This window comes from Anaerotignum sp. (assembly GCF_030625865.1).
In the GTDB taxonomy this organism is placed as follows: Bacteria; Bacillota; Clostridia; order Lachnospirales; family Anaerotignaceae; genus Chakrabartyella.
On record NZ_DAOUQB010000028.1, the window covers coordinates 1 to 24,659 of the forward strand.

Below are 24,659 nucleotides of genomic sequence, written 5' to 3' on the forward strand. Positions count from 1 at the left end.
AACTATTGACTTCCCTCATAAAGCACTTGTCCGTTTGTGTCATAAATGCTGGCGTCCATACCTGCCCACAAATAGTCATCGTCTATGGGCTCCCCGCTGTCGCTGACCTCCATGTGGTCAATCACACAGCGGTAAAGAAACCCATTACCGTCCTCGACCTCTACATATAAGGTAAGCATACTACCATAGGGAATCTCATAGTCCTTGTCCAACGCATAGTAGAATGGTCCTTGGGTGATGTGACCCTCCACCTGTGTTGTAGACTGAGCAGCTGCCACATTCTCCGGTCTTGCACCGCTCTCACTTTGATAATTTTCAAAAAATTCCTTGTTATCAAGGGGAATGTCTGTCGTGCTCAACTTCTTGCCATCCAGCATCTCAACAAGGGTGGCGCTCTTAATCTCGCCTTCGTCCTTACAGTAGGCATCCACATTGACAACTCCCTTGCGGTGATAAACATATAAGCCATCTTGCGAGCTACCAGTTGCACTACCATCTAAATCTGCATAAATTTCGGGGAAATAGTCGTATTGCGGTGAGACATGCCAATCCAGCGCCTCGGTTCGTATGGATTCGTCTTCGCGGAAAATCACTGTAGAGACGTGGGTTTCGGAAAAAAGAGGAATCTCAATGTTTGCAATAAATTTCCCACCATTGCCCAGTGTCATTGCGTGCTCAGCACCATCTATGATGATAGCCGCCTCGGTATTCGTTGCATACTCCTTTGGTGAAATGGCACAGTTAAGTATCACTGTCATAGCGTCAAAATCCACCTTGCCAAACTTCCATGAGCCTACAGAAAGGAGGCTGGTCTGCTCCTCCATGGCGGAGTAAACACTTGAATAAACGTTGCTAATACTGTTGTCGACAGTAGACATATGACTAATGAGGTCGTTTTGCAAGTTACGTACCTGCGATTTCAGCGCAGAAATTTGGAACAGGCAAATAATTATCAACACGCAGGTGACTGCGCTGAGGACGTCTGAGATATTCTTTTTCATGCCAATGCACTCCTTTTGTATTGGGGCGTATTACAGGTTTGGATCTAGAAACGCCAATGCTCTATACAGAGCACCCCCACATAGATATATTTAATAACCTTACCACATGGTGTCTGCTTTGTCCATTCATAAAAGAATTGCGTTGCGTCTTTATTTCAGTATAAAAGCTTTAATCTCACTGGCAGAGCGGACGGTTATAAAGCCTGCTTTGCAGGCCTTTCCAACCTAAGTTTAAAATCAAATACAGCCTTTAAAAGCCCGTTAAAATTTTCCCCAATATTGCTTTATACTACCCTCATCTATGGCATCCACATATGAATTTGCAATTTCAAATACTTCTTCTTCATCCTTTATTTTAAAGAAAGTTCCACCTGATTCCACCACAATGTCTTTATTTTTTCCTTTATTGCTTTCCACCCAACGGAGAAACTCATTTTCCCATCGCTGACTGGCCTGTTCCATATCCTCATAACAAAGCAATTCATCTTTTACATTCTCAATTAATTCTTCAATGGCTAATTTCATAAACCGCTCCTTAAAAATTTATAATGATCTTCTTGTCTAAAATTCTTTCATTATTTTTCCAAAAAAATACTCTTCTTATTCTTCTTTCGGTCGCATGCCGAAATGTGCATAGCCTGCTCCCGTGACAATTCTGCCCCTTGGCGTACGTTGAATATAGCCCAATTGTAACAAATAAGGCTCATAAACGTCCTCTATGGTTTCCGATTCTTCCCCAATGGAGGCGGCAAGGGTATCCAGCCCAACGGGCTTTCCGTCAAACTTATCGATCATCATCATAAGCATTTTTCGGTCGATAAAATCCAGCCCCATGCGATCCACTTCCAATAAGTCCAACGCAAACTGAGACACTTCACCGGTAATTTCCCCATCATAACGCACTTGGGCAAAGTCCCGCACTCTTTTCAATAGACGATTTGCAATTCTCGGTGTTCCCCTTGCCCTTCGGGCAATTTCTTCCGCACCAGACTCGTCGATTTCAATCTGTAATACCTCTGCCGAACGGCAAATAATGGTTTTTAAATTTTCAATGTCATAAGGCTCTAATCTCTGTACAACGCCAAATCTATCCCGCAAGGGTGCCGTAAGAAGTCCAATTCTGGTTGTTGCGCCAATCAACGTAAACTTTGGCAAATCCAACCTGACAGACCTAGCGCCCGGACCTTTGCCTATCATAATATCAATTACAAAATCCTCCATTGCAGGATATAAAATTTCCTCTATCATACGGTTAAGACGATGAATCTCATCAATAAAAAGAATATCTCCCTCGCTTAAGCTATTTAAAACAGCCGCCATATCCCCCGCCCGTTCAATGGCAGGGCCTGAAGTGGTTTTGATATGAACCCCCATTTCATTGGCAATAATATTGGAAAGGGTTGTCTTCCCCAAACCGGGAGGTCCATACAGCAACACATGATCCAAGGCTTCCCCTCTTTGCTGAGCCGCCTGTATAAAAACCTTTAAATTTTCCTTAACCCCGTCCTGCCCAATATAGCTATCCAACTGCTGCGGTCTGAGCTTCGGTTCAAAGTCCTTATCCTCCTCCCGAAATCCCGCTGTTAATATCCGCCGATTTTCCAATGGTAACACCCGCTTCTATCTAAAATGTAATCATTTTCTTTAATGCTGCTTTTAAAATTTCTTCTGTTGTCATACCTTCAGCAGCAACCTGCCCTACCGCCTTAGCTGCCTCACTGCGGCTGTAGCCTAAAGCTGTCATGGCGTCAATGGCCTCGAATTTTGCGCCCCCCACAGCACCCACTTCTTCCTCAGAAGCAAAGGGAACAGCAATGGCATCCTCCGTACTGCATTTATCCTTTAATTCCAGTATTACCCTTTGGGCGGTTTTTCGGCCTACCCCGGGGGCTTTTGAAAGGGTTTTTGCATCCCCCGATAAAATTGCCATAATAATTTCCTGTGGCGTTAACTGGGATAAAAAACCCAAGGCACCCTTTGGCCCTACGCCACCAACTGTCAAAAGTTTCAAAAACATTTCCTGTTCCTCTTTTGAGGAAAAACCAAAGAGGGAGATTCCGTCCTCTTTCACACTCATATAAGTAAAAACCTTTATTTCCTTCCCTAATTCGGGCATTTGAGCAAGCACTCCTGTGGAAACAAAAATCTGATACCCGATTCCGCCCGTTTCCAATATGATATAGCTGTCTCCCCGATGTGACAAGGTACCCTTAATATAAGAGATCATATTTCTTCTCCTCTCTTTCTCCATTGTTTTATTATACTGGACAAATTTCCAAAGAGCAACCCAAAGTATGTAAAAAAGGAAACTATGTTCGCCATTGTTCCCTCTTGAAAAAGGGTATAACTAAAGAAAACAGGGCAGGATAAGCCATTGCTGCACCCCAAATTGGAGTTCAAAAGCAAATTCTATATATGTATATCAACCATCCCGTGATATTCCTCAACCCCCGCTTGGAATTTCCCGATGGGGCGCAAATGGAAGTTCCGGATGACTGTATGTCCTTTCCAAATCTATTGGTTCAAGTAATGCGCTATAAATGCTGTATCATTCACTATGCCAATATGGAGCATCAGACCTGCAAAATGGAATTGGAAGAAGATTTATCTGAATTATTTTAACACGAATATGACCATCTGGACGGGATTCTAGCTGTCATGGGCAGTATCGATAATCATTCATTTTTTGAAAAGAAACGCTCTGAAAATCCACTTTTTATTCAAAATAAATTCTTATATTGATACAAATTTTAACAATAAATAAGCGTTGGTTTCACCAAAAAAAGTGTTGAAACCAACGCTTGTATTATGTACTACTTTCCATAAATAAAAAATCATATAAAAATTTTCAAATACTTTTCAATGTTTAATCCGGCATAATTGTAATTTCAATCTCTGCTTCATCCAAGATTTTTTGAGAAAGCTCATCCGGATATTCTCCTTTATGAACGATACGCTTGATTCCCGCATTTACCAACATTTTTGCACAAATGACACAGGGTTGCAGGGTGATGTAGATAGTTCCTCCATCTGTTGAAATACCTAATTTTGCCGCCTGAATAATGGCATTTTGCTCAGCATGCAACGCACGACAAAGCTCATGACGCTGCCCCGAAGGAATTCCCAAACGCTCCCTTTCACATCCTCCCAGTTCAGTACAGTGTTTCAACCCCGAAGGTGCACCATTGTACCCTGTTGTTATAATGCGGTTGTCCTTGACAATCACCGCACCCACCTGCCTACGCAAACAGGTAGATCTGGTCTTTACAATTTCTGCGATCTGCATAAAATACTCATCCCAACTGGCTCTCACTGAATTCATTCCTCCTACTGTTATTTTTTCAAAAATATCATAACTTTGAATATTTGTCAAAAAAACATTGTCCAAAAAAAAGCCTTTCCCTGAAAATATTTTATCACCAAGGCAAAATTGGCTTCTATTTTCAGATAAAAAGGCTTTTCTATGAAAACCTAAGCAAAAAATTCATTTGCTGGCTCTCAGTTATTCTTTTAAGTGTATCAATCTATCAATTACTCAAAATAACAGACTAGATAATCAAATTCATTTTCTTTGCTTCAAACTCCAGTTCCTCTCTAAACGCAGGCGCCGCAAGGGAAATAATCATTTTCGCTCTGTCACTTGCAGTCTGACCTTTCAAACGAACAATGTTATTTTCTGTTACCAAGAAGTCTACTTCGTTTTTGGTTGTTGTTACAATAGATCCAGGTGTCAATGTAGGCTTAATCTTGGAGATTGTCCCACCTTTTGTTGTAGAAGTCATCGCAATAAAACCTTTACCACCCTTAGATAAGTTTGCACCACGAACAAAATCAACCTGTCCACCGGAACCGCTGTAATGTTTTGTTCCAAGACTTTCTGCACAAACCTGACCAAACAAGTCAATTTCAACACATGCGTTTACAGAAACAAAGTTATCATGCTGCCCTATAATATAAGGGTTGTTCGTATAATCAACAGGGTGCATTTCAAACGCTGGGTTGTCATTCATATAATCATACATTTTCTGCGTGCCCCATGCCAATGTAGCAACCGTTTTTCCAACATTGATAGGTTTCTTCATATTGGTAACAGCACCGCATTCAATCAAATCCACCATACTATCTGTAAGCATTTCTGTGTGAATACCCAAATCTTTTTTATCCTTTAAAAGAACACCAACAGCGTTGGGAATCCCACCAATACCCAGCTGTAATGTTGCACCATTGGATACTTCATCTGCAATCATCTGACCGATTTTCTTATCAACATCAGTCAAAGGTGCATTGGGCAAAATAGAGAGAGGTCTGGAAGATTCGCAAAGAGCCGTAACCTGAGAAATGTGAATCTGGTTATTACCCAAAGCGCGAGGCATCTTATCGTTTACATCCAAAAGAATAATTTTTGCTTTCTCACGCATAGCAACAACTTCAGCACCTGCCATAGCACAGCTAAAATACCCATGGCTATCCATAGGGGAAACTTCAGCATAAAAAACATCTAGTCTAGGCTGTACATCTCTCCAATAACCTGGAATTGTACTGTAATTGTTAGGAATGTAAGTATAATACCCTTCCTGAATGCCTTTTCTGCCTGCCCCTCCGGTAAACCATGAAACATAGTCGTATTTTCCCTTTAACTCTTCATAGTTTAAAAATGGACCACCTTTTACAGATAAGGTTTGATGATGAATCACACCCACTAACTCCCCATTCTTTGCCCTTTTCGCCACTGCCTCGCAGATAGCGGTAGGCTCTTCCAAGCCTGTGGGGCAAGCGCATACATCCCCGGATTTTACGAACATTGCAACTTCATCAGGCGTCATTTTCTTTGCAAGATACATTTCTTGAAACTTACTCATTTATCTCACCTTTCCTCTTTGTTTTCATATTTCACTTGGCAATTTGCACAATAGCAAGGATAAAATTGTCTATATTTGAATACAAAATACTTTCTTTCCTCCGTATTTTAGCATAAAGAGAGGATATTCGTAAAGGCAAAACACCTTATGTTTCTCAAATTGTACAAAAACCCGCTCTTTTAACCCGATTGTATCTACAAAAATCCAAAATTATATAAATTAAAACCTAAAATTTTATTTGTATCTTTTCATCAAAACAGCCAGAAACCCTTTATTTTCAAGGTATTATCCATTTTTTTCAAAGTAAATAAAATCAAAACATTTGTCATACAACAACCTTTTTTTAAACTATGCAAACTCCATACAAAAAGCGGCCAACCTTTTCCCGCAGAAATGGCTGACCGCTCTATTTTCTTATTCTTATTTTACAATATATGGTTGAACCTCGTTAGGGAGTTCTTCTCCCTTGCAGCTGATTATCATGGTAAAATCCGTTTCTGTTTCTTTCGAAATAGCACCCAACTGATTGATAAAATCAGTAAATTCTTCGTAGTTAATCTTTTCAATAATATGATTTAGCCCATCAATGTAAACCTTTTCAATATCGTTATTTTGAGAGAGTATTCCACATACAAAGCCCTTAAAAACCTGAGGGCTTTCCATAATAAATCTTGGAGTATCCACAAACCGCACACTGTAATGAAGATCATACATGTGACTATTGTCGTCATCAATAAATACAACACAACCGTTTGTTTCCTTGCTTGCCTCATTTGCCATAGTGATCAGTCGTTTTGTTTTACCTACACCTTTTTCGCCTGCAAGAATCTGTACCATTGCAATCTCCCCCTTTATACTGGTGAAATACCTCTGGATTTATATTATAAAGTTGTTTTACAAATAGTATTACCTATCTGTTTGTAATTAGTATTCTCCAAAATTAAAAAAAATCCTTTTGATTTTCAATTCTTTTCAAATAAAAAAACATAATTGTTTGTTTTTCACAAATATTTTACCTATTTAACATTTTTTTCATAGTTTGCTTGTGCTTATTGACCAATTCATCTCTCTGAAGCACCAATGCAACTCCTCCGTAAATTCCTGCATCGTTACGAAGCTTTGCCAAAGCAAATTTCTTATCTCTGCAATGGGGGAAAACATTTTCAGCATATGCTCCCTGAACCATATCCAAAAGAAACTGCCCCGCTTGAGAAACGCCGCCGCCAATTACAACCATTTCAGGATCAACAATATAACAAGCATTGGCAATTGCTATGCCCAAAAGACGAGAAACATATTCTGCAATATTCAACGCCATCTTGTCACCTTTTTTTGCTTCATCCCAAAGGTGCTTTGACGTAATGGTATCTAACCGTCTAAGGGTGGAAGGTTCATTGGATTTTTTTAAAAATTCTTTTGCTACACGAACCATCCCTGTTGCCGAGGCATATTGCTCCAAACATCCCTTTTTGCCACAATTACAAGACCTTGTTTCAAAAGGGTTCATGGTCATATGACCAATTTCTCCGGCGGTTCCTGTCTTTCCAGTGAGTATTTTTCCGTCGAAAACCACACCGCCGCCAACTCCTGTGCCCAAAGTAATCATAAGAAGACTGCCTTCATCTTTGCCTGCACCAAAGGTATATTCCCCCAATGCCGCTAAGCGTGCATCATTTCCAATCAATACAGGTGAAATTCCTATGATTTTCCGGGCTTCCTCCCCAAGCAACACATCACCCCATCCAATGTTTACCGCTCCTCGCAATAACCCATCCTCAGTTACAGGCCCGGGTGCCGCCATACCAATCCCCATGACTTCTTCTTTTTTCAGTTTGTTTCGTTTCAAACATTCTTCTATGGCTTCTGCAATATCGTTTATGACCGGCTTGGGATCTTTGCCTTTTTTTGTTGGTATTTCCCACTTTTCTAAAAACCTATTCTTTTGAGAGAAAAGTCCAATTTTTATGGTGGTTCCGCCAATGTCCACCCCAAAGCAGTATTCCATTTTATGCCTCCTCATAGTTGTAAACAACCTTGTGAATTAAGCTTTTGTACCTCTCATATTCATCGGGAGATATTCTTTCCGGCAATGTCATTAACCGAAGGGGCAGCATTTCCTGCCCCGCCCTCATTGGCGGCTGTAAGTAGGGATAATCATGAAAAAGAAAACCGTGTCTCTCATAAAAACCCACCCGCTTTTCTGTTATTTCATCATTTGGTACTTCTACTTCCAAAACAATAGGCTTCCCTGCCCAATTTATCATTTTATCCAACATTCTTCCGCCAATCCCTTCGTTTCGAAAAAGTGGCTTTATGGCAAAGTGTTCTATATATAAAAAATCATCAAAATCCCAAAGGGCAACCACCCCTTGTAGTATTCCGCTTTCTTCCTTGATTCCATACAAACCATACTGCGGTTTATCCAAAAGCGCCTTTTGACGCTGTTTTTCCCGCAACTCCTCCACAGGAAAGGCTTCTTCTAAAATTGGATAGACTAATTCAAACGTATCCTTTGATATTTTTTCAAACATAGTATTCTTCCTCCTTGCTCCAAAGAATACTATAAAAGGTATCAAAAAGCAATCTCAATCAATCTACCAATTTGATATACCAAAAATGAAACGATCCAAGCCGTTGACAGCCAAAGGCATAGGGCAAAAAATAAAGTCTTCCCCTTTTTTTCTTCACACCAGAAAGCAGATACCGCGGCCACACAAGGTATACTCAAAAGGTGAAAAACCATAAAAGAAATTGCTGATGCTCGGGTAAACATTTCTTCCGGCCCCCCTAAAACGGTTATTGCAGAGACAACCGCTTCCTTGGCCGCCAATCCCGTTAAAATTGCCGCCGATGCTTTCCAGCCACAGGCACCACTCCCAAATCCAAGAGGGATGAAAAAAGGGGTAAGTCCTTGTCCAATCCAAGCTAATATGCTTAATGAGGAATCATTTGTCATTTGAAAATCCAAAGTAATATGAGATACCAGCCAAATAATAACGCTTGCACCAAGAATGACTGTTGCTGCCTTTGAAAGATACTCTTTGCCCCTTCTGCCAAGCGTTCGCATAATATTATTCCACCTAGGCAGATGATACGGCGGCATCTCCATAATAAAGGAAGCTTCTTGCCCAGAAAAGCACCTTTTTCTTAAAAAAATCGCCCAAAAAACAGCAATAAAAATGCCGCTGCAATACAAGCAAAACATAATCAATCCACCATTTTCAGGAAACAGCAATCCAACCAGAAGGGCATATAACGGAAGCTTTGCACCACATGAGAAAAAGGGAATAATCAGCCTCGTAATTTTTCTGCTGCTTTCTCTCTCTAACGTTCTAACACTCATCATTGCAGGCACAGAACACCCAAAACCGGTAAGAAGGGGTAAAAAAGCCCTTCCCGAAATGCCAAGCTTTCGCATGGGCCTATCTAATAAAAAAGCAACCCTTGCCATATACCCACTATCTTCTAAAAAAACAAGCCAGAAAAACAAGCACAAAATTTGAGGCAAATAGGATATCGCCTTGCCCATTCCACCAAAGATTCCATCCATGAAAAAAATTCTTCCCCAATAGGGCATTTGCGGAAAAAAACTCATTGTCACATCCCCAAGAAGTTTTACCCCATACTCTGCACCATCTCTAAAAAAAACGCCCGGAGAAGGAATCCCTGTCCCTAAAAATGACAAGGAAAAAGTCATATGAAAAATGAGTGCCATGCAAATAAAAAAAATGGGAATACCAAGCAAAGGATGCAAAAAAAGCTTGTCCAGTTTTTCTGTAGGGGTCTCTTTTTTAAATCTTTGGAGAACGACTTCCTGACAGCAAAAAACAGAAAATTCATATCTTGCTGCAGCGATTTCCCCCTCCCAATCAAACTTTTCCTGCTGCTCCAGCCACCGCATTCCACAAAACAACCCCTGTGTCCCTTGAAAAAACGGTTGCATCAATGGCTGAATCCTTGCCCAAATTTTATCTTGGGAAATCACGGTTTCCCCTCTACGCCCCTTCTCCAATGTTTTATGTAGACTTTTGGCTAGGTTCCCACTCCCTTCTCCTGTAATGGAAGATATTTCTACAACAGGTATCTCCAATATTTCCGAAAGCCTTGTAGCATCAACAAAGATACCCTGTTTTTTTGCCACATCCACCATATTTAACCCAATCACCAGGGGGATGTCCAACTCCAATAGCTGAGTTGTTAAAAAAAGGCTTCTTTCCAAGGCTGTGGTGTCTATCACTTGCAAAAGGATATCCGGTTTTTCATCAAGAATAAACCCAGCCGTTGCCCTTTCCTCGGGAGTATAAGGAGAAAGGGAGTATACTCCCGGCAAATCTATGCAAAGAAACGCCCCCTTTTCCCATATTCCTTCTTTTCGCTCCACCGTCACCCCCGGCCAATTTCCAACTCTGGCATCACTGCCGGTTAATGTATTGAAAAGTGCGCTTTTTCCTGAATTGGGGTTGCCAATCAAACCCAATTTTTTCACGTTATCCCCCTTCTTTCTCTATCAAAACAGATGCGGCTTCATTGTAGCCCAAAGCCAAGGAAAAACCACGAAGCCTCACTTCTACAGCCCCTCCCATAGGCGCCCAGCGAATACAATACAAAAGTGTATTGGGCGTTACTCCTAACTCCAATAGCCTGCGAGATATCTCTTTGTCACAATCAAGCCTTACCACCCTTCCCCATTCTCCTTTTTTTAAAAAGTTTAAACTTGTCTGCATCATCTAACCCTTCTATATCTATGCAAAATTCATATCCCTCATGCAGATTTACTATTTTATTCCATAGAACGACAAATAAATTTTGGTAGCTATTTATGAAAAACTGTGCTATACTCAAGCCGAAAAGGAAGTGAAATAATGAAACGAACAGTAAGAGGTTTTATCCTCTTTTTCATACTCTGTTTTTCTGTAATAACACCTGCCTCTGCAAAGAATATTGCAGTAACCTTTAATGGATACCCGTTGCCCCTTTCCGCTCCTGCCATGATAGAAAATAACCGTGTCTTGGTTCCTATGCGTAGTATTATGGAAGCATTGGGCTATACCGTTATATGGCACCCTGATAGCCATACCGTTGAGGCCAGCAAGGAATCAACACAACTTTTTCTTACCATTGATAATCCCGTTGCTCTGGTAAATCAGGAGCCTGTGACTTTAGATGCGGCTGCAACCCTATCAAAGAACACCACCATGGTTCCCTTGCGTTTTATAGCAGAATACGGCGGTGCAACTGTTACATGGGATGGGGAAACATACACAGTAGTGATCGCAACCAGCCAAGTTTCTCAGAATGATTTAACGGATTCGGTGGTTTATATTCAAACAAATAAAATGCAAGGCAGTGGCATCATCCTCTCCTCCGATGGCCTGATTGCAACAAATTTCCATGTAATTGAAAACGCTTCTTTGGTACAAATGGTTTTTGCAGATGATTCCATTTATCAAGGAAAAGCCACCATTGTTGGCTTAGATCCCCAAAGAGATATTGCGCTATTATATATTGATAAAGAAAATCTGATTGCTGCAAGCACGGAAACTTCTCTTACAAAAGGGGAGGCTGTAACAGCTGTGGGCGCACCAAACGGCAATCGTAATGTCCTGTCTCAAGGAAAAATAGATGACTTTAATCAAGACATTATAGCTACCAGTGCTCCCATCGACCATGGTAGTAGCGGCGGCGGGTTGTTTAACAGCCAAGGAAAACTAATCGGTATGACTTCCTCTTATAGCGATGAACAATACTTTTCCATCCCTATTCGTGGGATTATGGAAGTTCCACTGGATCTTTCTATTCCCATTCAACAAATGAAAGAGTATTCTTATGCTCCAAGTACACCAAAAAACCTACGTTATTGGGTTGAGGATGACTATGCATATGTTACTTGGACACCTGTATATGATGCTGAATATTATTATGTATATATGGCCTACACAAAAGACGGAAAATTTAACAAACTACATAATAAGGCATTGGGAGGTGAAGTTTGGTATTGGGGCTTCCCACAATGCTTTGGTATTTCCACCATTAACAACCGCCCCATATATATTAAAATTTCCGCCGTAAGAGACGGCATTGAAACTGCTACAACCGATATCATGGAAATTTCAATAAAATAGAAAAATCAACAAAAAAAGAGATATCTAATTTTAGATATCTCTTTTTAATAATTCAAATCAACCATGTTCCTTTGTAATATCGGCCTCCGCTGCCTCAATATATGGGATCAAGTCATCAGGAGAAAGAAGTACCTGCTCCCCTCTCATTCCGGCACTCACAGCAATCTCATCAAACAATATGACCGTTTCATCTATATAAGTAGGATATTTCTTTTTCATGCCAATGGGAGAACACCCCCCTCTTATATAGCCGGTTAACGACAAAAGGTCTTTTACATGGGTCATTTCCAGCTTTTTATTACCTGATACCGTTGCGGCTTTTTTTAAATCGAGTTCCATATTTACGGGAATACAAAATACCAAAATTCCCGTTTTATCTCCTCTGGTTACAAGCGTCTTAAAAACCTGTTCCGGGGGGATACCTATTTTCTCGGCTGCATTCATCCCCGAAAGATTATTTTCATCATATTCATATTCAGATACACGGTAAGAAATCCCTGCCGCTTCTAAAAGTCGCATTACATTGGTTTTAACCATTTCATCTTACCCCTTTCCTATTTTCATTTCTCTTCCATAATAAAACAAATATTGTTGGGCAAAGCCTGCATCTTCTCCAAACTTTTCCGCTGCCGATTTTTGCAGATCCACAGGAGAAAGCTTTGCACCACTACAATATGCATGGCTGTAAACACGGTTGATCCATACATCCATTGGAAAAACTTCATGTCTTCCAAAAGAAAATAGTAATATGCAATCAGCAACCTTTTGTCCAACACCACAAATTACCATCAAACGTTGACGCAACTCCCGGGTAGATAGTTTCTCCAATTCTTCTTGCTTGAAGCTCCCTCCCAATACCTTTTCCACCGCATCCGCTAAATATCTGCCCCGAAATCCACAGCCAAGACCACGATAGTTTTCCTCCGAGACCCCTGCTAGCTGCTCCGGCGTAGGAAAGCTGTATAATTCTTTATCAATGTGCGTTCCAAATTCCTGCGAAAGCCTTCGTATCAGTCCTTTTATTCTTGGAATATGGTTGTTTTGTGATAATATAAACGACATTAAGGTTTCGAAAAACTCCTGCCTTAATATGCGAATTCCCGGTGCAAAAGAAATTGCCTGGCCCATGATGGGATCATCTTTGCATAACCGTTTTTTGATTTCTTCATAGTTTCTATCTCCATCAAAATACCCTTTCCAAAACGGGATATCTTCTCCGCCATAAAAAACGATACTGCCACCCACTTGGCCAATGGTAGCTACCCTTTGACCCGAGATGACAGTATAGCAATTATTATCTTCTTTTTGATAGCGAAAGCATTGTCCACATTCTAAGGTTTGTGACAGAGAAAAGTCTGGGCAATCCCAATAGACTTTTTCCATTCGCAAAACCTACCTTTTTCAACTTAATCATCTAATATCAGGAAGCCGTAATCTATCCCTGTTTTTTCTAATAAAAATTTCCGTGCCTGATAATCGGATGTTACATATTTTGCTTTCCAAATCCCGTTTTCGCTATAACATACATAACGATCACCATTGGTTAAAACTGCATATGCGCAAGCCGCCGTTGCACACTGATATGAAACTTCGCTTGCACTGGAAATAGCTTTTGCACTGAAAAGTGCAGCAACAGTTCCCCCTTGCTCTTGAAAGATGTTGCCCCGCCATGAAGCTAAAGTATAGGACGGCAATAACTTTAAATTTAAATTGGGTATATATCGATTTATTGTAGTAATGGGATAATATTCACTTTGGGCATTTGGAAAAACAACCTCCCAGAAATTATTCTCATTCTCCAAGATATATTCTTTAATATTTGAAGTATTTTTTCGGTTAGAAAAAACAACAACCGCATGCTTATTGTCCATGCGAATTTCTCTTACATAATATTCATCGAAACGCCCCTCAAAAAGGCTAATATAATTTAGGATTCGCTCGTACTCTGCGGAAGCGGAAGAAAGCCTTACGATATTCCCATTGTTTTGACTATATTTTGCCAATAAATTATCAAAACTCTCTTCACTTATCGTTCCTATCTTACCGCTGGGTGATGCAATCAAATATCGATTGGATTGCTTTGTAGCAGCAAACACACCAAAATCCATACTGTCTGCTGAAACCGTAGCTCCTTCCACCGCCGCCAAATCACTTCCATTAATCAATAAAATTTTATAATCCGACGATTTCAGTCCACTTTCTAAATATCCATCCGATACCAAAATATCGGTAGTTATGTATTTATCTTCATAATAGCTGTAAAGCACCCCGTTTTTGCTCATCCAGCCTTTTTTAGCACCGTTTTCTTTATAATCCTTCTGGCCGGCAGAAGCAATAGACACTAAGTTATTTGTTAATCTTGTCGTCTCACTTTGCCAAAAAGGCTTTGTAGCTACGGGTTGAGTCTTTTCGGGTTCAATTTTACTTGTTGTTGCATTGTTCATCGTTGGAACATCCTGCTGGGAAGAAGCATCTGTACTGTTCTCATTACTCTCATCATTATCATTCGATGAAGGTGTTTCTGAATGGTCTTTTTGATCTTCCGAATCAACTCCATTCTGATCCACAGTCGAAGGGGGATTGTCCACGTCAGTTCTACCCAATGCACATGCGCAACATAAAAAAAGTAAAATACCTATCAAAATAAAGACATGTCTCCACTTTTTATTCTTCAAAATAATCATCCTTTTTGTCCGCTATAGCATCGTAAACCGAAAGCAGTTCTTTCTTATGAATTTCTAGTATATGAGATATTTTATCCTCCATCTCCCCATATGCATCAGAAAAGGGAAACCGAACAACCCACACTGGATTATAATGACCATCTTCCTCATCTACACACTCTACCATTGCAGCCAAAGGTTCCGTATCATAATAATCGAAAATGGCATCGTATTCCCAGTCTTCGATTTCTTTCTCACAAGATAAGCGCAAAATTACTTTTTTACCCTCTTCCGCTTCTTCGGCATATATATTATAAACTGTCCTCACATCTTGCGTAAGAGAGTAACTCCCTAACTCTTTTTCCAAAAACCCCGTCTCTTTATCTTTCAGCATGACTACAATAACGGTATCTTCCATATCGTTCTCCTTTTTAATGCGCAACTAGTCTATTATGATTAAATTATACTACACTTTGTAGGAGGATGCAACAAAAGTGCAGGTTTCAGCCCTATCCAATCTATGGCTAAAATCCCATATTTATGGGCTTTTTTGAATATGACGTAAATTGTAAGAATTTGTTCCTATATTTTACGAAATAAAAAAACATAGATTTTGGAAAATCTTATTTTAGCGGAAGGATTTTCCAATATAGATTTATTATCCAAGATGCAAAGCAATATTAACCAATATTTATGAAAGACTTTCATAAAGGAATTCTTATTTAAATGAAGTAAATTCTATGTTATAGTTATAAAATCATAATATAATAAACCTTTAAAATACAGTATATTGATCCAAAAAACTATCATTAAACATCATCAATGAAAAGCTTATACAGAAAACTGCGGCAAAACCAAAAATGTAGCGGGAAATCTGCTTGTTTTACAGTAAAAAAGAAAAAGGGAAATATTTCTTGGGAAATCTTCTGTTTTTTCGGGAAATATTCATCCTTCGGGAAGGAGTATGAGAAAATGACAATGAACGAGAAAGTTGAACACATTTTAACATTATTACGAGAACATTATGGCCCCACAAAGTGCTATCTGAATCATGAGAATCCCTGGCAGTTGCTTATAGCCACCATTTTATCAGCCCAATGCACTGATGAAAGGGTTAACATCGTTACAAAGGATTTGTTTCAAAAATATAAATCCATAAAAGATTTTGCTGAAGGAAATTTAACAGAGCTGGAAAAAGATATCCACTCTACGGGTTTCTACCATAACAAAGCAAAAAACATTATTGCCTGTTGTCAAAAGCTACTAACGGAGTACAACGGCGAAGTTCCTTCAGATATGGTTGCTTTAACATCCCTAGCCGGGGTTGGTCGGAAAACCGCAAACGTGGTTCGGGGCAACTGGTACGGTATCCCAAGCATCGTGGTGGATACCCATGTGAAACGCATTTCCAATTTGCTGGGACTTACAAAAAATCAAGATCCTGTAAAAATTGAGTTTGACTTGATGGAGATTATCCCTGAAGAAAATTGGATCGACATTAATACCCAGCTGATCGCCCATGGCAGAAAAATTTGCATCGCCAGGCGGCCAAAATGCAACGAATGCTTTTTACTTGCATATTGTGATGGCGGCTGCAAACCAGAGAACAATTAATAATATCCTCTATAAGTGGAAACACTGCTTTAAAGAATGCAAATTTGATTGGAGGACTACTGGATGAAACAAAGAATTCGCTATTTCTTATTGACCATCACCGCTATCCTTATTTTTTCCGGATGTAGCACCAAGGAAAATGATGCCGCCACTTTGATTGAAAATGCCAGGCAAAAAATGGCTGAAGTAACAAGCCTACAGGCAAAAATGAATATGAATGTTAAAATGAATCTAGATTCAGAAGAAATTTCGACTATCGCAACAGCCGATATTTCTACTTTTGTACAGCCGTTAAAAATGAAACTGGATGTTTCTTCTTTTATGGAAAACAATGTAGAACAAAAAACCATTATGCAAATGTATGTGCAAGAACAGGGAGACGGAATCACTGCTTTCATAAATGCCGGTACAGGCTGGGTTCGCACACAACTAGAAAAAAATTCCTTGGGACAATACCAAGTCTATGACAATATCATTGGTTACCTTTCCTCAATTGAAAACCCTGAAAATAAAGGTGCTGAAAAAATCGGTGATACCTCTGTGGTTCGCATAGATGGTGTCCTCAAAGGAGAAACTATGGGGAAAATCATTGAAGATTCCGGAATCTTAACCTCGGCATTTAACCTAGGAATTTCTCAGGAAGAGTTGCAGGCAATGTACAAGGAAATCGGTGAGTTACCTGTTACCCTTTGGATTGGAGAAGACGGATTGGTATATCAGTGTGAAACAGATATTTCCAATTTAATCCAAATGATTATAGACAAAACCATTGATTTATTTACTGATGACAACGCAGAAAATAATTCTAACTTTTCTGTTCAACACGCAAGCTTTTCCATGAGTTACAGTAACTTTAACAGTGTTGAAGATTTTGAAATTCCCGAGGAAGCCCTTGAATCAGGGCAGTAAACATGGTTTTTCTTTAAAAATAGAAGTGAAACTCAGCTCAAAAAACAAATTTTTTCAAGCATTTCATTTGTAGTATTACAGTAGCAGATTATTCCCCAACATCCCAATGGGCTTCTCAGGGAGCGTTTTCCCTTGTGCCAAAGCTGTTTTTTTATAAGACACCCTTGTCGCTTGGCGAAAACTCTCCCCTCTCTTTTTCATTTTACCTTTCTCTTTATCTAAACCTAAATTTTTGAGTATATAAACGAGGCCGCTCCCCTTATAAAATGCATTTTCTCTTATTTTTTCTCCATAAGCTATTGCAAAGAAAGTTGCTTTCTGTTAAAATTTGCACATAATTTTGAATGAAATTATGTGCATAAAATTACACTTGCTTTCATTATAAAAAATGGATTCTCTAAGTTGGCTTTTTTCTTCTTTTTTTCATAAAAACTCTCCACTTAATTTTTATCTATTATAAGAAAAAAAGACTCTGCTCCATTTTAATATCAGCCATATCCCTTAAAAATAGCCATTTTCAAAGGTTTGACAGAAATGTTTAAAACCATCCCCTTAGTGGATTGTTCAGCTGTTTTGCTTTTTTATTCTCCAAAAAAAACTTTAATAAACTGTTGACTTTCCATTGGCTGTACCAGATATACTTAAGCCATAGTTAAGGAACATACTTAACGAACCCAATAAACATTATACATAAAATTTAAAGGAGGAATTTTCAATGGTAGGTAAAAAGGTTGTACATCACTTAATGATGAGCGCAAAAGATGGTCACTATACTGGCAACTTAGTAAACGGCGCCAGAATCGTTAACCAGTGGGGCGATGTTGGTACAGAATTGATGGTTTATGTAGATGGCGATATCAGCTTGTTCTTAGGCTACAAAGATATCGAATTTACAGCTCCTGTATACGTTGGTGACTTCATGGAATACCACGGTTGGATTGAAAAAGTTGGTAACCAGTCCTATACATGTAAATTTGAAGCATGGAAAGTTGCTAAAATGGTTGATATCACAAATCCTCAGGATACACGCGCAACAGCTTGTGAACCTCCTGTATTGTGTGGTACTGCAACAGGCAGCCTTTACATTGCGAAAAAAGATCAGAGAGGTCCTCAGGAATCTTCTTTCAAGGATGCTAAGCACCCTCAGTAAGTTTTTGACGACTTTTTGGAAGGGGCGGATATCTATCCGCTCTTTCTTTTTCACCTAAATTAAAAATTTTTATGCATATTATCTATAGTTATGTAAACAGAGAGGATGAAAACCATGAAGAGACCGTTGGAAGGTATTCGTGTACTTGATTTAACACAAGCTTACAGTGGCCCTTTTTGTACTATGAATCTTGCTGATCATGGCGCGGAAGTAATCAAAATTGAGCGTCCTGGTTCCGGAGATCAAACAAGAGCCTGGGGACCTATGGAAAACGATTTTAGTGGCTACTATGCTTATATTAACCGTAATAAAAAAGGCATTACATTAAACCTTGCTTCTGAAGAAGGCAAAAAAATTTTTACAGAGCTGGTTAAAACTGCTGATGTAATTTGTGAAAATTATAAAGTTGGCGTACTGGAAAAATTGGGATTTTCCTATGACGTTTTGAAGGAAATTAACCCTCGTATTATTTACGGTTCCATTAGTGGGTTCGGCTTAACAGGTGATTTGGCTTCTCGTCCTTGCTATGACATTGTTGCACAAGCTATGAGCGGTATGATGAGTGTAACAGGCTTTGCAGACGGTCCCCCTTGCAAAATCGGCCCTTCCGTAGGCGACAGTTATACCGGTGCTTATTTGTGCATGGGTGTTTTAATGGCACTGTATGAAAGAGAAAAAACAGGTGTTGGCCGTCGTATTGATGTTGCTATGGTCGACACATTATACTCAACCATGGAAAACTTTGTAGTTGAATATACCATTGCCGGAAAACACCCTCATCGTGCAGGTAATCAGGATCCAAGTATCGCACCCTTTGATTCTTTCCACGCAAAAGATTGTGATTTTGTTATGGGTTGCGGCACAGACAAAATGTTTGCAGGTCTTTGTAACGCGATGAACAGAGAAGATTTGATTAATGACCCTCGCTTTCTAACAAATTTAGATCGCTGTGATAACTATTTGAAAGACTTGAAACCGATTATTGAAGAGTGGACCCAAACAAAAACTGTTGCGGAATTAGAAGAGATCATCTGCGGCCTGTCCATTCCCTTTGGCCCTATTCTTACCATCCCAGAAATTTCAGACCATTCTTTAATAAAGGAAAGAAATATGCTTTGGGATGTATATCAGCCAGGAATGAACAAAACAATTCGCATCCCCGGTTCTCCCATTAAGATTCATGGCGAAGAAGATGTCGCTCAGAAAGGCTCCCCTATCCTTGGTGAAGATAATGCTGCTATATTCAAAGAAGTTTTAGGTCTTTCTGACCAAGAAATCAAAGAATTGGAAGATAAAAATGTCATCTGATTCGACAAAAAAACAGAGTAGCGAACCACCTTTTTCTGTTGAGCCATTTTTGCCGTTGTGGTATACTGAACAGGATAGCTTATATCATGACACAGATGCAAGGAGGGGCGATCACATGTCCGATGGGAAAAACTACTATTCGATCGGAAAAGTCTCTACACTCTGTAACGTACCTATTAAAACATTGCGTTATTATGATAAAATTGGTCTTCTCGTTCCGGAATACAGGAAATGTGACAGCAACTATCGCTATTACACCCAGGACCAAATCTTAACTTTATTCATCATTCGCAAGTTAAAACATCTTGGCATTCCTCTGAAAGAAATAAGCCAAATTGTTTGCCAAAAAAACGCAACATCTATGGGTACATGCATAAAAGAAAGATTGTTTGAGATTAGCAAGATGATAGAATCTCTTAACAACCAGTATGCTGCGGGACAGCTTTTGCTTGACCGTCTGGAAAAAGGGCATAATATCCTTGAAACTGAGCAATCTAACTGGGCCACAGAGGGTATACGCGTTGAGGAAATTCCGAATCGCAATGTATTATTCACAAGGCGCATTAAAATGAATTATAAAAATAGTGACGTTTCTGTGGATCGATGGTTTGAATTATTTGAAATGGTATCGCAGCATAATTTGCGCATGGTAGGTTCTGTTATTTTAACTTACCATAACAATCCGCTGGAGCAATTTTTCAAAACAGATTGTGACTTAGAAATTTGTATCCCCATTGATGAAACCCGAGAAGATTTAAAAGAATTCAAGCAATATGGCGGCTTTAAGGCTGTAACTGCTTTACATATCGGTCGAAACGATGAGATAATACAAACCCATATCAAAGCAATTAAATGGCTAAACCAACAAGGCCATAGGGTAGCCGGTCCAATCTCAGAAGAATATATTATTTCTCCGGTTGATATTAATAATGAAGAAAATCATATTACCAAAATCATTATACCTATTGGCTAATTGTTTTGTATTACCAGAGGGGACTAACGTGGAATTTTTTTTGCACCTAGTCCCCTTTTTTTATTGCAGTAAATCCATAAAAAAATTCCTCATGAAAACTTTTCCATTAGAAAAATTCTTGTCCTCTATGAAAATTTGGGAGATTTTCAGACTATATTTTTGCTAATTTTTTTTGTTGATACAATGCCAAAAATACAAAAAAATGATAGAAATTACGTTATTTCGGATTAATTTTAATATTTTTTTTACAATTGTAAATAAATTTAGTATAATTAAACAATAACTTGTAATATTCAAAACAATCCTCTAGGAGGAGACTTTTGTCTTTAAAAAACTTTTGTTTAAAAAAAAGAAAAAAATATTTCTATTGACTATACCTTAAGTGGATGCACTATATTGAAAGGGAGTTATAGAATACCACCAAAAATATTTTTATTTACCAAATAAATTTATTTAGTTTTATTGGTTTTATTAAAAAATTCATTATCCGCGGATGAATCAAGGTGAAATTCTATAAAAAGCAGACCTACATCGGGGATTGTTTTAGCGAAAGGGTATGGATCTGTTTTCCTAATCTAAATTCCTTCGTCTCTTTAAGTTACAAAGCCTTGAGAATTGATCAAGGTTCTCTAGGTGATGAAAATATTTTCAAAAATTCTTTAAATCGCAATAATAAGTTATGTTTTCTATGATTGTAAAGTATGAATGAATCTAGGGAGGTAATGCTTATGTCGAAAAACCAACAGCAAGAAGGTACGTTTAAAAAGGACTTACGAAAAATTGATATTTGGTCATTGGCGTTAGGAGCAATCATAGGATGGGGCTGTTTCGTAATGCCCGGTACATCCTTCCTGCCAAAAGCCGGCCCTTTGGGTTCCATTTTAGGCTTGATGCTTGGCGCAATTATTATGTGCATTATCTGTATTAGTTATGGTTATATGATTCGAAAATTTCCTCTTTCCGGCGGTGAATTTGTCTACGCCGACACTGCTTTTGGTAAAAAACATGCTTTTGTCTGCGGCTGGTTCATTGTACTGGCATATTGGTCGCTGATTCCTTTGAACTCTACCGCATTGGCTATGATTTCTCGTTATATCTTACCAGGTTCCCCTTTGCAATTTGGTTACCTCTACACCATTGCTGGGTGGGATGTATACCTTGGGGAAATTCTTCTGGCTTACGCATTCATTATTGGTTTAGGCATTGTAAATATGCGTGGTATTAAAAGTGCTGGTTGGTTCCAAACTCTCGTCGCCGTTTCCTTATTTGCTTCTGTATTATTTGCTTTAATTGGCGTATTAATGACAAAACCTGATTTGGGCAACTTAAAGCCCCTATTTTTAGGAGGACAATCAAAGTTTACCTCCATTCTTGCAGTATTGGCTTTTGCCCCTTATTGTTTTGTGGGTTTTGACTGTATCCCGCAGGCGGCCGAAGAATACAGCTTCTCACATAAAGCAGCATTAGGCCTCATGGTCGCTGCAATTTTGGTTGGTGGTGCTATCTATTGCGTAGTTGTATTTATTACATCAGTTATCAATCCTTGGCAGCCTATGCTGGCATCCAACCCCGACTGGGCAACGGGCGAAATGGTTATGAAGTCCATCGGGTACATCGGTGTTATCTTTATTGGTATCGCAATGCTTTGTGCAGTTGTTGCAAGTATGAACGGTTTCTATATTGCTTCCAGCCGTCTTCTGTACTCTATGGCTTACGCAGATGCCTTACCCCAAAAATTTGCTCACTTAACACCACAGGGCACACCGAAAAACGGCATCTTCTTCATGATGATTCTGGCGTTGATTGCCCCTTGGTTCGGTCGTCAGGTATTAGCTTGGATTGTTGATATGACTTGTGTTGGTGCCGCTATGGGCTTCACCTATACATGCGCATCTGCCACAAAAGTTGCAAAAAGAGATGGTGACAAAACGCAAATGTGGATTAGTGCTTTAGGTGTTGCAGTTGCCTCCATCTTTTTAATAATCACTTTCGTCCCCGGTATGCCTGGTTTCTTATCCAAACCATCCTTTATTATCTTAGGTGTCTGGACAGCTCTGGGAATTATTTTCTACTTCTCCATTAGACAACGTTATATTTATGGTAAATGGAAAGGTGTTTCTGTAGAACAAATTTTATACGCAAAAATGAAAGATGATGGAAAAATATAATCTCATCATTTAAATTAGCCCCTCATAATTAATTTCTAATCATTTAAAAAGCGCCATCCCTAATGGATGGCGCCCAGACTTTCGAAAAACCTATTTAAAAAACGGAAGGGCTTGGGAAACGAAGAATTTCCCAACTAGAACCCGCAGGATAAGCTTTGCCCATCCGAGGAAAATAGGGCGTTTCAAGACCTTTTGGTTGCAGGAACACATCTATTTGTCCTCTGCTGACTTGAAAAAAGCTTGAAGGAACTGAGCTTTTTTCAAAGGACGTCGACTTTATCGACACCCTGAGCGCCATCCCTAATGGGTGGCGCATTTTAATATTATGAAATAAAAGCAGGGGATTATTTTTCGATAAAAGTTAGTTCGTAAACGAACCCGAACATCTTCATTCTAATGTTGGCTCCCATAAAAATAAATTTTATTCTACATCCATTTCGGTCTGAGTTTGTAAGCTATCTCTTGTTTCCTCAATAATGCTTTTCATTGTTTCCTTATCAAGGGCACTCACTACATAGCCATAGATTGCTCCATTCTCATCAATCATAAACGTGGTAGGAAAAGCACTGATACCATATTGTTGGAAAATATCATGATTTTCGTCCATAACAACAGGGAAGGTATAGTTATTCTCCTCCAGAAATTCAATCACTTCATCTTTGTTACCCTCTCTTCCGAGATTAGGCGCTGCTACACCAAGTATAATAACATCTTCCTTATTTAAACCATATTCCTGATAAATTTCCTGAATATGAGGCATTTCCCCCCGGCAAGGTGGGCACCAAGTTGCCCAGAAATTTAGAAAAACCGTTTTACCTTTATATTCCGAAAGGGTGTGGCTATTCCCAAACTGATCTGTCAGTTCAAAGTCGGGTGCTGGTATGACCTCAGGTTCTTGTGGTGCAGGTTCTTCTGGTGCAGGTTCCGTAGGCTGATTTTCCTCAACAGCTACTGTATTATCACTACGGGACAAATAGTTTGTAAATCCATTCATCTTACCGGTAAAAGTCATAATACCCATAATAATCATTAATACTGCACCAATTTTTACAGTATAACGCACGACAGATTGATATTTCTTGAAAAAGCTTAGAACACTACGCGTAAATAATCCCACCACTAAAAAGGGTAAAACAAACCCAAGGGTAAAGACACCAATAAGGGCAAAACCTGCTCCGGAGGAGCCTGTTGACCCAGCCATAAGTAAAACACTGCCTAAAACCGGTCCCACGCAGGGCGTCCAAGCAAAGCTAAAAGTGAACCCCAAAAGCAAAGCAGGAAAAGGACCCATTGCCCACTGATCAAGACGTAAAGAGAGGCGATGCTCCTTTTCGAATGTATCCGAATGTCCGAAAACACCAAATTGATAAAGCCCGAAAAACACCATAATAATGCCGCTGATTTTCGCAAACATTAAGCGGTTATTATTAAAAAATTGACCAAAAGATGTCACTCCAAAACCCAAGGCAAAAAAGGCAAAACTTATGCCTATCGCAAAGAAAATAGTATTTACCATAACCTGTCTTCTTGGATACTCAATTGTTCCATCAGTGGAAACCGATTTTGTACCTCCTGATAAATAACTGATATAAAGGGGAACCAAGGGCAAAATACAAGGAGAAAAAAAGCTAATCATTCCTTGTAAAAATACTGTAAGAATGGGAATGCTTGTTTCTGCGGAAAAACCCATAAGGCAGCTCCTTTCTAATTAGTTTATGATAACTTAATATAACCCACATAGAATTCTTTGTAAAGTGATTTAATCACCCTTTTGTTATTTTAAGGATGCATTCATATCTTAATACATAAATACCCATTTGAAGGGATTCCTATGCTGTCCCTATTTTATTTGTTTTCCTTTGCTAAACAAATAAAAAGTTCCTTGGAAAATT

Annotated in this window: 25 protein-coding genes; 8 read left to right on the forward strand and 17 right to left on the reverse strand. The window is 39.2% G+C overall.

Annotation, left to right across the window (positions count from 1 at the left end; translation table 11 throughout):
* Positions 1-2: 2 nt before the first annotated feature.
* The 4 genes from P9Q65_RS09170 to ruvA all read right to left on the reverse strand — a co-directional run bounded on the left by P9Q65_RS09170 (position 3) and on the right by ruvA (position 3,228).
* The gene (locus P9Q65_RS09170) at positions 3-902 is read right to left on the reverse strand and encodes a hypothetical protein (RefSeq protein WP_304509111.1); all 900 of its coding nucleotides are present in this window, start codon (positions 900-902) and stop codon (positions 3-5) included.
* A gap of 360 nt (positions 903-1,262) precedes the next feature.
* Positions 1,263-1,526: a hypothetical protein gene (locus tag P9Q65_RS09175; protein ID WP_304509112.1), complete on the reverse strand. Its 264-nt coding sequence runs from the start codon at positions 1,524-1,526 to the stop codon at positions 1,263-1,265.
* Positions 1,527-1,601: 75 nt separating this feature from the next.
* Positions 1,602-2,606 carry a Holliday junction branch migration DNA helicase RuvB gene (ruvB, locus tag P9Q65_RS09180; protein ID WP_304509113.1) on the reverse strand — a complete coding sequence of 335 codons (1,005 nt, stop codon included), beginning with the start codon at positions 2,604-2,606 and terminating at the stop codon, positions 1,602-1,604.
* 19 nt (positions 2,607-2,625) lie between these two features.
* The gene (gene ruvA / locus P9Q65_RS09185; protein WP_304509114.1) at positions 2,626-3,228 is read right to left on the reverse strand and encodes a Holliday junction branch migration protein RuvA; all 603 of its coding nucleotides are present in this window, start codon (positions 3,226-3,228) and stop codon (positions 2,626-2,628) included.
* Positions 3,229-3,374: 146 nt separating this feature from the next.
* Here ruvA and P9Q65_RS09190 point away from each other — a divergent pair, with 146 nt between their 5' ends.
* On the forward strand, positions 3,375-3,623 hold the full coding sequence (locus P9Q65_RS09190) for a peptide deformylase (protein ID WP_304509148.1): 249 nt from the start codon (positions 3,375-3,377) through the stop codon (positions 3,621-3,623).
* 244 nt (positions 3,624-3,867) lie between these two features.
* Here the strand turns inward: P9Q65_RS09190 and P9Q65_RS09195 are convergent, their stop codons facing one another.
* From P9Q65_RS09195 to P9Q65_RS09225, 7 genes are all read right to left on the reverse strand, one after another.
* Complete coding sequence (locus P9Q65_RS09195; RefSeq protein ID WP_330695330.1) at positions 3,868-4,323, reverse strand: deoxycytidylate deaminase; 456 nt, start codon at positions 4,321-4,323, stop codon at positions 3,868-3,870.
* Between the two features lie 226 nt (positions 4,324-4,549).
* Positions 4,550-5,860 (reverse strand): acetyl-CoA hydrolase/transferase family protein, encoded by a 1,311-nt coding sequence (locus P9Q65_RS09200; protein ID WP_304509115.1) that lies wholly within the window; start codon positions 5,858-5,860, stop codon positions 4,550-4,552.
* 420 nt (positions 5,861-6,280) lie between these two features.
* Complete coding sequence (locus P9Q65_RS09205; protein ID WP_304509117.1) at positions 6,281-6,697, reverse strand: hypothetical protein; 417 nt, start codon at positions 6,695-6,697, stop codon at positions 6,281-6,283.
* Positions 6,698-6,872: 175 nt separating this feature from the next.
* Complete coding sequence (locus P9Q65_RS09210; protein WP_304509118.1) at positions 6,873-7,865, reverse strand: ROK family glucokinase; 993 nt, start codon at positions 7,863-7,865, stop codon at positions 6,873-6,875.
* 1 nt (position 7,866) lies between these two features.
* Positions 7,867-8,391 carry a GNAT family N-acetyltransferase gene (locus P9Q65_RS09215; RefSeq protein WP_304509119.1) on the reverse strand — a complete coding sequence of 175 codons (525 nt, stop codon included), beginning with the start codon at positions 8,389-8,391 and terminating at the stop codon, positions 7,867-7,869.
* 41 nt (positions 8,392-8,432) lie between these two features.
* Positions 8,433-10,346, reverse strand: a complete 1,914-nt coding sequence (feoB, locus tag P9Q65_RS09220) for a ferrous iron transport protein B (protein ID WP_304509120.1) — start codon at positions 10,344-10,346, stop codon at positions 8,433-8,435.
* Position 10,347: 1 nt separating this feature from the next.
* Complete coding sequence (locus P9Q65_RS09225) at positions 10,348-10,587, reverse strand: FeoA family protein (protein ID WP_304509122.1); 240 nt, start codon at positions 10,585-10,587, stop codon at positions 10,348-10,350.
* Positions 10,588-10,722: 135 nt separating this feature from the next.
* Here P9Q65_RS09225 and P9Q65_RS09230 point away from each other — a divergent pair, with 135 nt between their 5' ends.
* Positions 10,723-11,982: a stalk domain-containing protein gene (locus P9Q65_RS09230; RefSeq protein ID WP_304509123.1), complete on the forward strand. Its 1,260-nt coding sequence runs from the start codon at positions 10,723-10,725 to the stop codon at positions 11,980-11,982.
* A gap of 57 nt (positions 11,983-12,039) precedes the next feature.
* Here P9Q65_RS09230 and ybaK read toward each other — a convergent pair whose 3' ends face one another.
* The 4 genes from ybaK to P9Q65_RS09250 are packed head-to-tail and all read right to left on the reverse strand — an operon-like array spanning position 12,040 to position 15,063.
* Positions 12,040-12,519 carry a Cys-tRNA(Pro) deacylase gene (ybaK, locus tag P9Q65_RS09235; protein ID WP_304509124.1) on the reverse strand — a complete coding sequence of 160 codons (480 nt, stop codon included), beginning with the start codon at positions 12,517-12,519 and terminating at the stop codon, positions 12,040-12,042.
* A 6-nt stretch (positions 12,520-12,525) separates the two neighbouring features.
* Entirely contained in the window at positions 12,526-13,365 is an 840-nt protein-coding gene (locus P9Q65_RS09240) for a DNA-3-methyladenine glycosylase family protein (RefSeq protein ID WP_304509125.1), read from the reverse strand.
* A 23-nt stretch (positions 13,366-13,388) separates the two neighbouring features.
* Positions 13,389-14,657, reverse strand: a complete 1,269-nt coding sequence (locus P9Q65_RS09245) for a hypothetical protein (RefSeq protein WP_304509126.1) — start codon at positions 14,655-14,657, stop codon at positions 13,389-13,391.
* Entirely contained in the window at positions 14,647-15,063 is a 417-nt protein-coding gene (locus P9Q65_RS09250) for a DUF6762 family protein (RefSeq protein ID WP_304509127.1), read from the reverse strand. The genes P9Q65_RS09245 and P9Q65_RS09250 overlap by 11 nt, the downstream gene beginning before the upstream one ends.
* Before the next feature lie 554 nt (positions 15,064-15,617).
* Here P9Q65_RS09250 and nth point away from each other — a divergent pair.
* Positions 15,618-16,259, forward strand: coding sequence for an endonuclease III (nth, locus tag P9Q65_RS09255; RefSeq protein ID WP_330695332.1), 642 nt, complete (start codon positions 15,618-15,620; stop codon positions 16,257-16,259).
* A gap of 63 nt (positions 16,260-16,322) precedes the next feature.
* On the forward strand, positions 16,323-17,168 hold the full coding sequence (locus P9Q65_RS09260) for a DUF6612 family protein (protein ID WP_304509129.1): 846 nt from the start codon (positions 16,323-16,325) through the stop codon (positions 17,166-17,168).
* A 75-nt stretch (positions 17,169-17,243) separates the two neighbouring features.
* Here P9Q65_RS09260 and P9Q65_RS09265 read toward each other — a convergent pair whose 3' ends face one another.
* Entirely contained in the window at positions 17,244-17,369 is a 126-nt protein-coding gene (locus tag P9Q65_RS09265; RefSeq protein WP_304509130.1) for a hypothetical protein, read from the reverse strand.
* A 514-nt stretch (positions 17,370-17,883) separates the two neighbouring features.
* Between P9Q65_RS09265 and P9Q65_RS09270 the strand changes: the two genes are divergently transcribed.
* The 4 genes from P9Q65_RS09270 (at position 17,884) to P9Q65_RS09285 (ending at position 22,767) form a co-directional block, all read left to right on the forward strand.
* Positions 17,884-18,318 carry a hotdog fold domain-containing protein gene (locus P9Q65_RS09270; protein WP_304509131.1) on the forward strand — a complete coding sequence of 145 codons (435 nt, stop codon included), beginning with the start codon at positions 17,884-17,886 and terminating at the stop codon, positions 18,316-18,318.
* Positions 18,319-18,432: 114 nt separating this feature from the next.
* Positions 18,433-19,626, forward strand: coding sequence for a CaiB/BaiF CoA transferase family protein (locus tag P9Q65_RS09275; protein ID WP_304509132.1), 1,194 nt, complete (start codon positions 18,433-18,435; stop codon positions 19,624-19,626).
* On the forward strand, positions 19,616-20,599 hold the full coding sequence (locus P9Q65_RS09280; RefSeq protein WP_304509133.1) for a MerR family transcriptional regulator: 984 nt from the start codon (positions 19,616-19,618) through the stop codon (positions 20,597-20,599). The genes P9Q65_RS09275 and P9Q65_RS09280 overlap by 11 nt, the downstream gene beginning before the upstream one ends.
* Positions 20,600-21,327: 728 nt before the next feature.
* The gene (locus P9Q65_RS09285; RefSeq protein ID WP_304509134.1) at positions 21,328-22,767 is read left to right on the forward strand and encodes an APC family permease; all 1,440 of its coding nucleotides are present in this window, start codon (positions 21,328-21,330) and stop codon (positions 22,765-22,767) included.
* A 421-nt stretch (positions 22,768-23,188) separates the two neighbouring features.
* Here P9Q65_RS09285 and P9Q65_RS09290 read toward each other — a convergent pair whose 3' ends face one another.
* Entirely contained in the window at positions 23,189-24,457 is a 1,269-nt protein-coding gene (locus tag P9Q65_RS09290) for a cytochrome c biogenesis protein/redoxin (protein WP_304509135.1), read from the reverse strand.
* Between the last annotated feature and the right edge of the window lie 202 nt (positions 24,458-24,659).

What these genes read in the sequence shown, in the direction of transcription:
- P9Q65_RS09260 (WP_304509129.1), top strand. Translation starts at nt 16,323, where the DNA reads ATGAAACAAAGAATTCGCTATTTCTTATTGACCATCACCGCTATCCTT.
- P9Q65_RS09250 (WP_304509127.1), bottom strand. Translation starts at nt 15,063, where the DNA reads ATGGAAGATACCGTTATTGTAGTCATGCTGAAAGATAAAGAGACGGGG.
- P9Q65_RS09290 (WP_304509135.1), bottom strand. Translation starts at nt 24,457, where the DNA reads ATGGGTTTTTCCGCAGAAACAAGCATTCCCATTCTTACAGTATTTTTA.
- P9Q65_RS09200 (WP_304509115.1), bottom strand. Translation starts at nt 5,860, where the DNA reads ATGAGTAAGTTTCAAGAAATGTATCTTGCAAAGAAAATGACGCCTGAT.
- P9Q65_RS09240 (WP_304509125.1), bottom strand. Translation starts at nt 13,365, where the DNA reads ATGGAAAAAGTCTATTGGGATTGCCCAGACTTTTCTCTGTCACAAACC.
- ybaK (WP_304509124.1), bottom strand. Translation starts at nt 12,519, where the DNA reads ATGGTTAAAACCAATGTAATGCGACTTTTAGAAGCGGCAGGGATTTCT.
- P9Q65_RS09215 (WP_304509119.1), bottom strand. Translation starts at nt 8,391, where the DNA reads ATGTTTGAAAAAATATCAAAGGATACGTTTGAATTAGTCTATCCAATT.
- P9Q65_RS09285 (WP_304509134.1), top strand. Translation starts at nt 21,328, where the DNA reads ATGTCGAAAAACCAACAGCAAGAAGGTACGTTTAAAAAGGACTTACGA.
- nth (WP_330695332.1), top strand. Translation starts at nt 15,618, where the DNA reads ATGACAATGAACGAGAAAGTTGAACACATTTTAACATTATTACGAGAA.
- P9Q65_RS09205 (WP_304509117.1), bottom strand. Translation starts at nt 6,697, where the DNA reads ATGGTACAGATTCTTGCAGGCGAAAAAGGTGTAGGTAAAACAAAACGA.
- P9Q65_RS09280 (WP_304509133.1), top strand. Translation starts at nt 19,616, where the DNA reads ATGTCATCTGATTCGACAAAAAAACAGAGTAGCGAACCACCTTTTTCT.
- P9Q65_RS09175 (WP_304509112.1), bottom strand. Translation starts at nt 1,526, where the DNA reads ATGAAATTAGCCATTGAAGAATTAATTGAGAATGTAAAAGATGAATTG.
- P9Q65_RS09230 (WP_304509123.1), top strand. Translation starts at nt 10,723, where the DNA reads ATGAAACGAACAGTAAGAGGTTTTATCCTCTTTTTCATACTCTGTTTT.
- P9Q65_RS09225 (WP_304509122.1), bottom strand. Translation starts at nt 10,587, where the DNA reads ATGATGCAGACAAGTTTAAACTTTTTAAAAAAAGGAGAATGGGGAAGG.
- P9Q65_RS09275 (WP_304509132.1), top strand. Translation starts at nt 18,433, where the DNA reads ATGAAGAGACCGTTGGAAGGTATTCGTGTACTTGATTTAACACAAGCT.
- P9Q65_RS09270 (WP_304509131.1), top strand. Translation starts at nt 17,884, where the DNA reads ATGGTAGGTAAAAAGGTTGTACATCACTTAATGATGAGCGCAAAAGAT.
- P9Q65_RS09210 (WP_304509118.1), bottom strand. Translation starts at nt 7,865, where the DNA reads ATGGAATACTGCTTTGGGGTGGACATTGGCGGAACCACCATAAAAATT.
- ruvA (WP_304509114.1), bottom strand. Translation starts at nt 3,228, where the DNA reads ATGATCTCTTATATTAAGGGTACCTTGTCACATCGGGGAGACAGCTAT.
- P9Q65_RS09265 (WP_304509130.1), bottom strand. Translation starts at nt 17,369, where the DNA reads ATGAAAAAGAGAGGGGAGAGTTTTCGCCAAGCGACAAGGGTGTCTTAT.
- P9Q65_RS09195 (WP_330695330.1), bottom strand. Translation starts at nt 4,323, where the DNA reads ATGAATTCAGTGAGAGCCAGTTGGGATGAGTATTTTATGCAGATCGCA.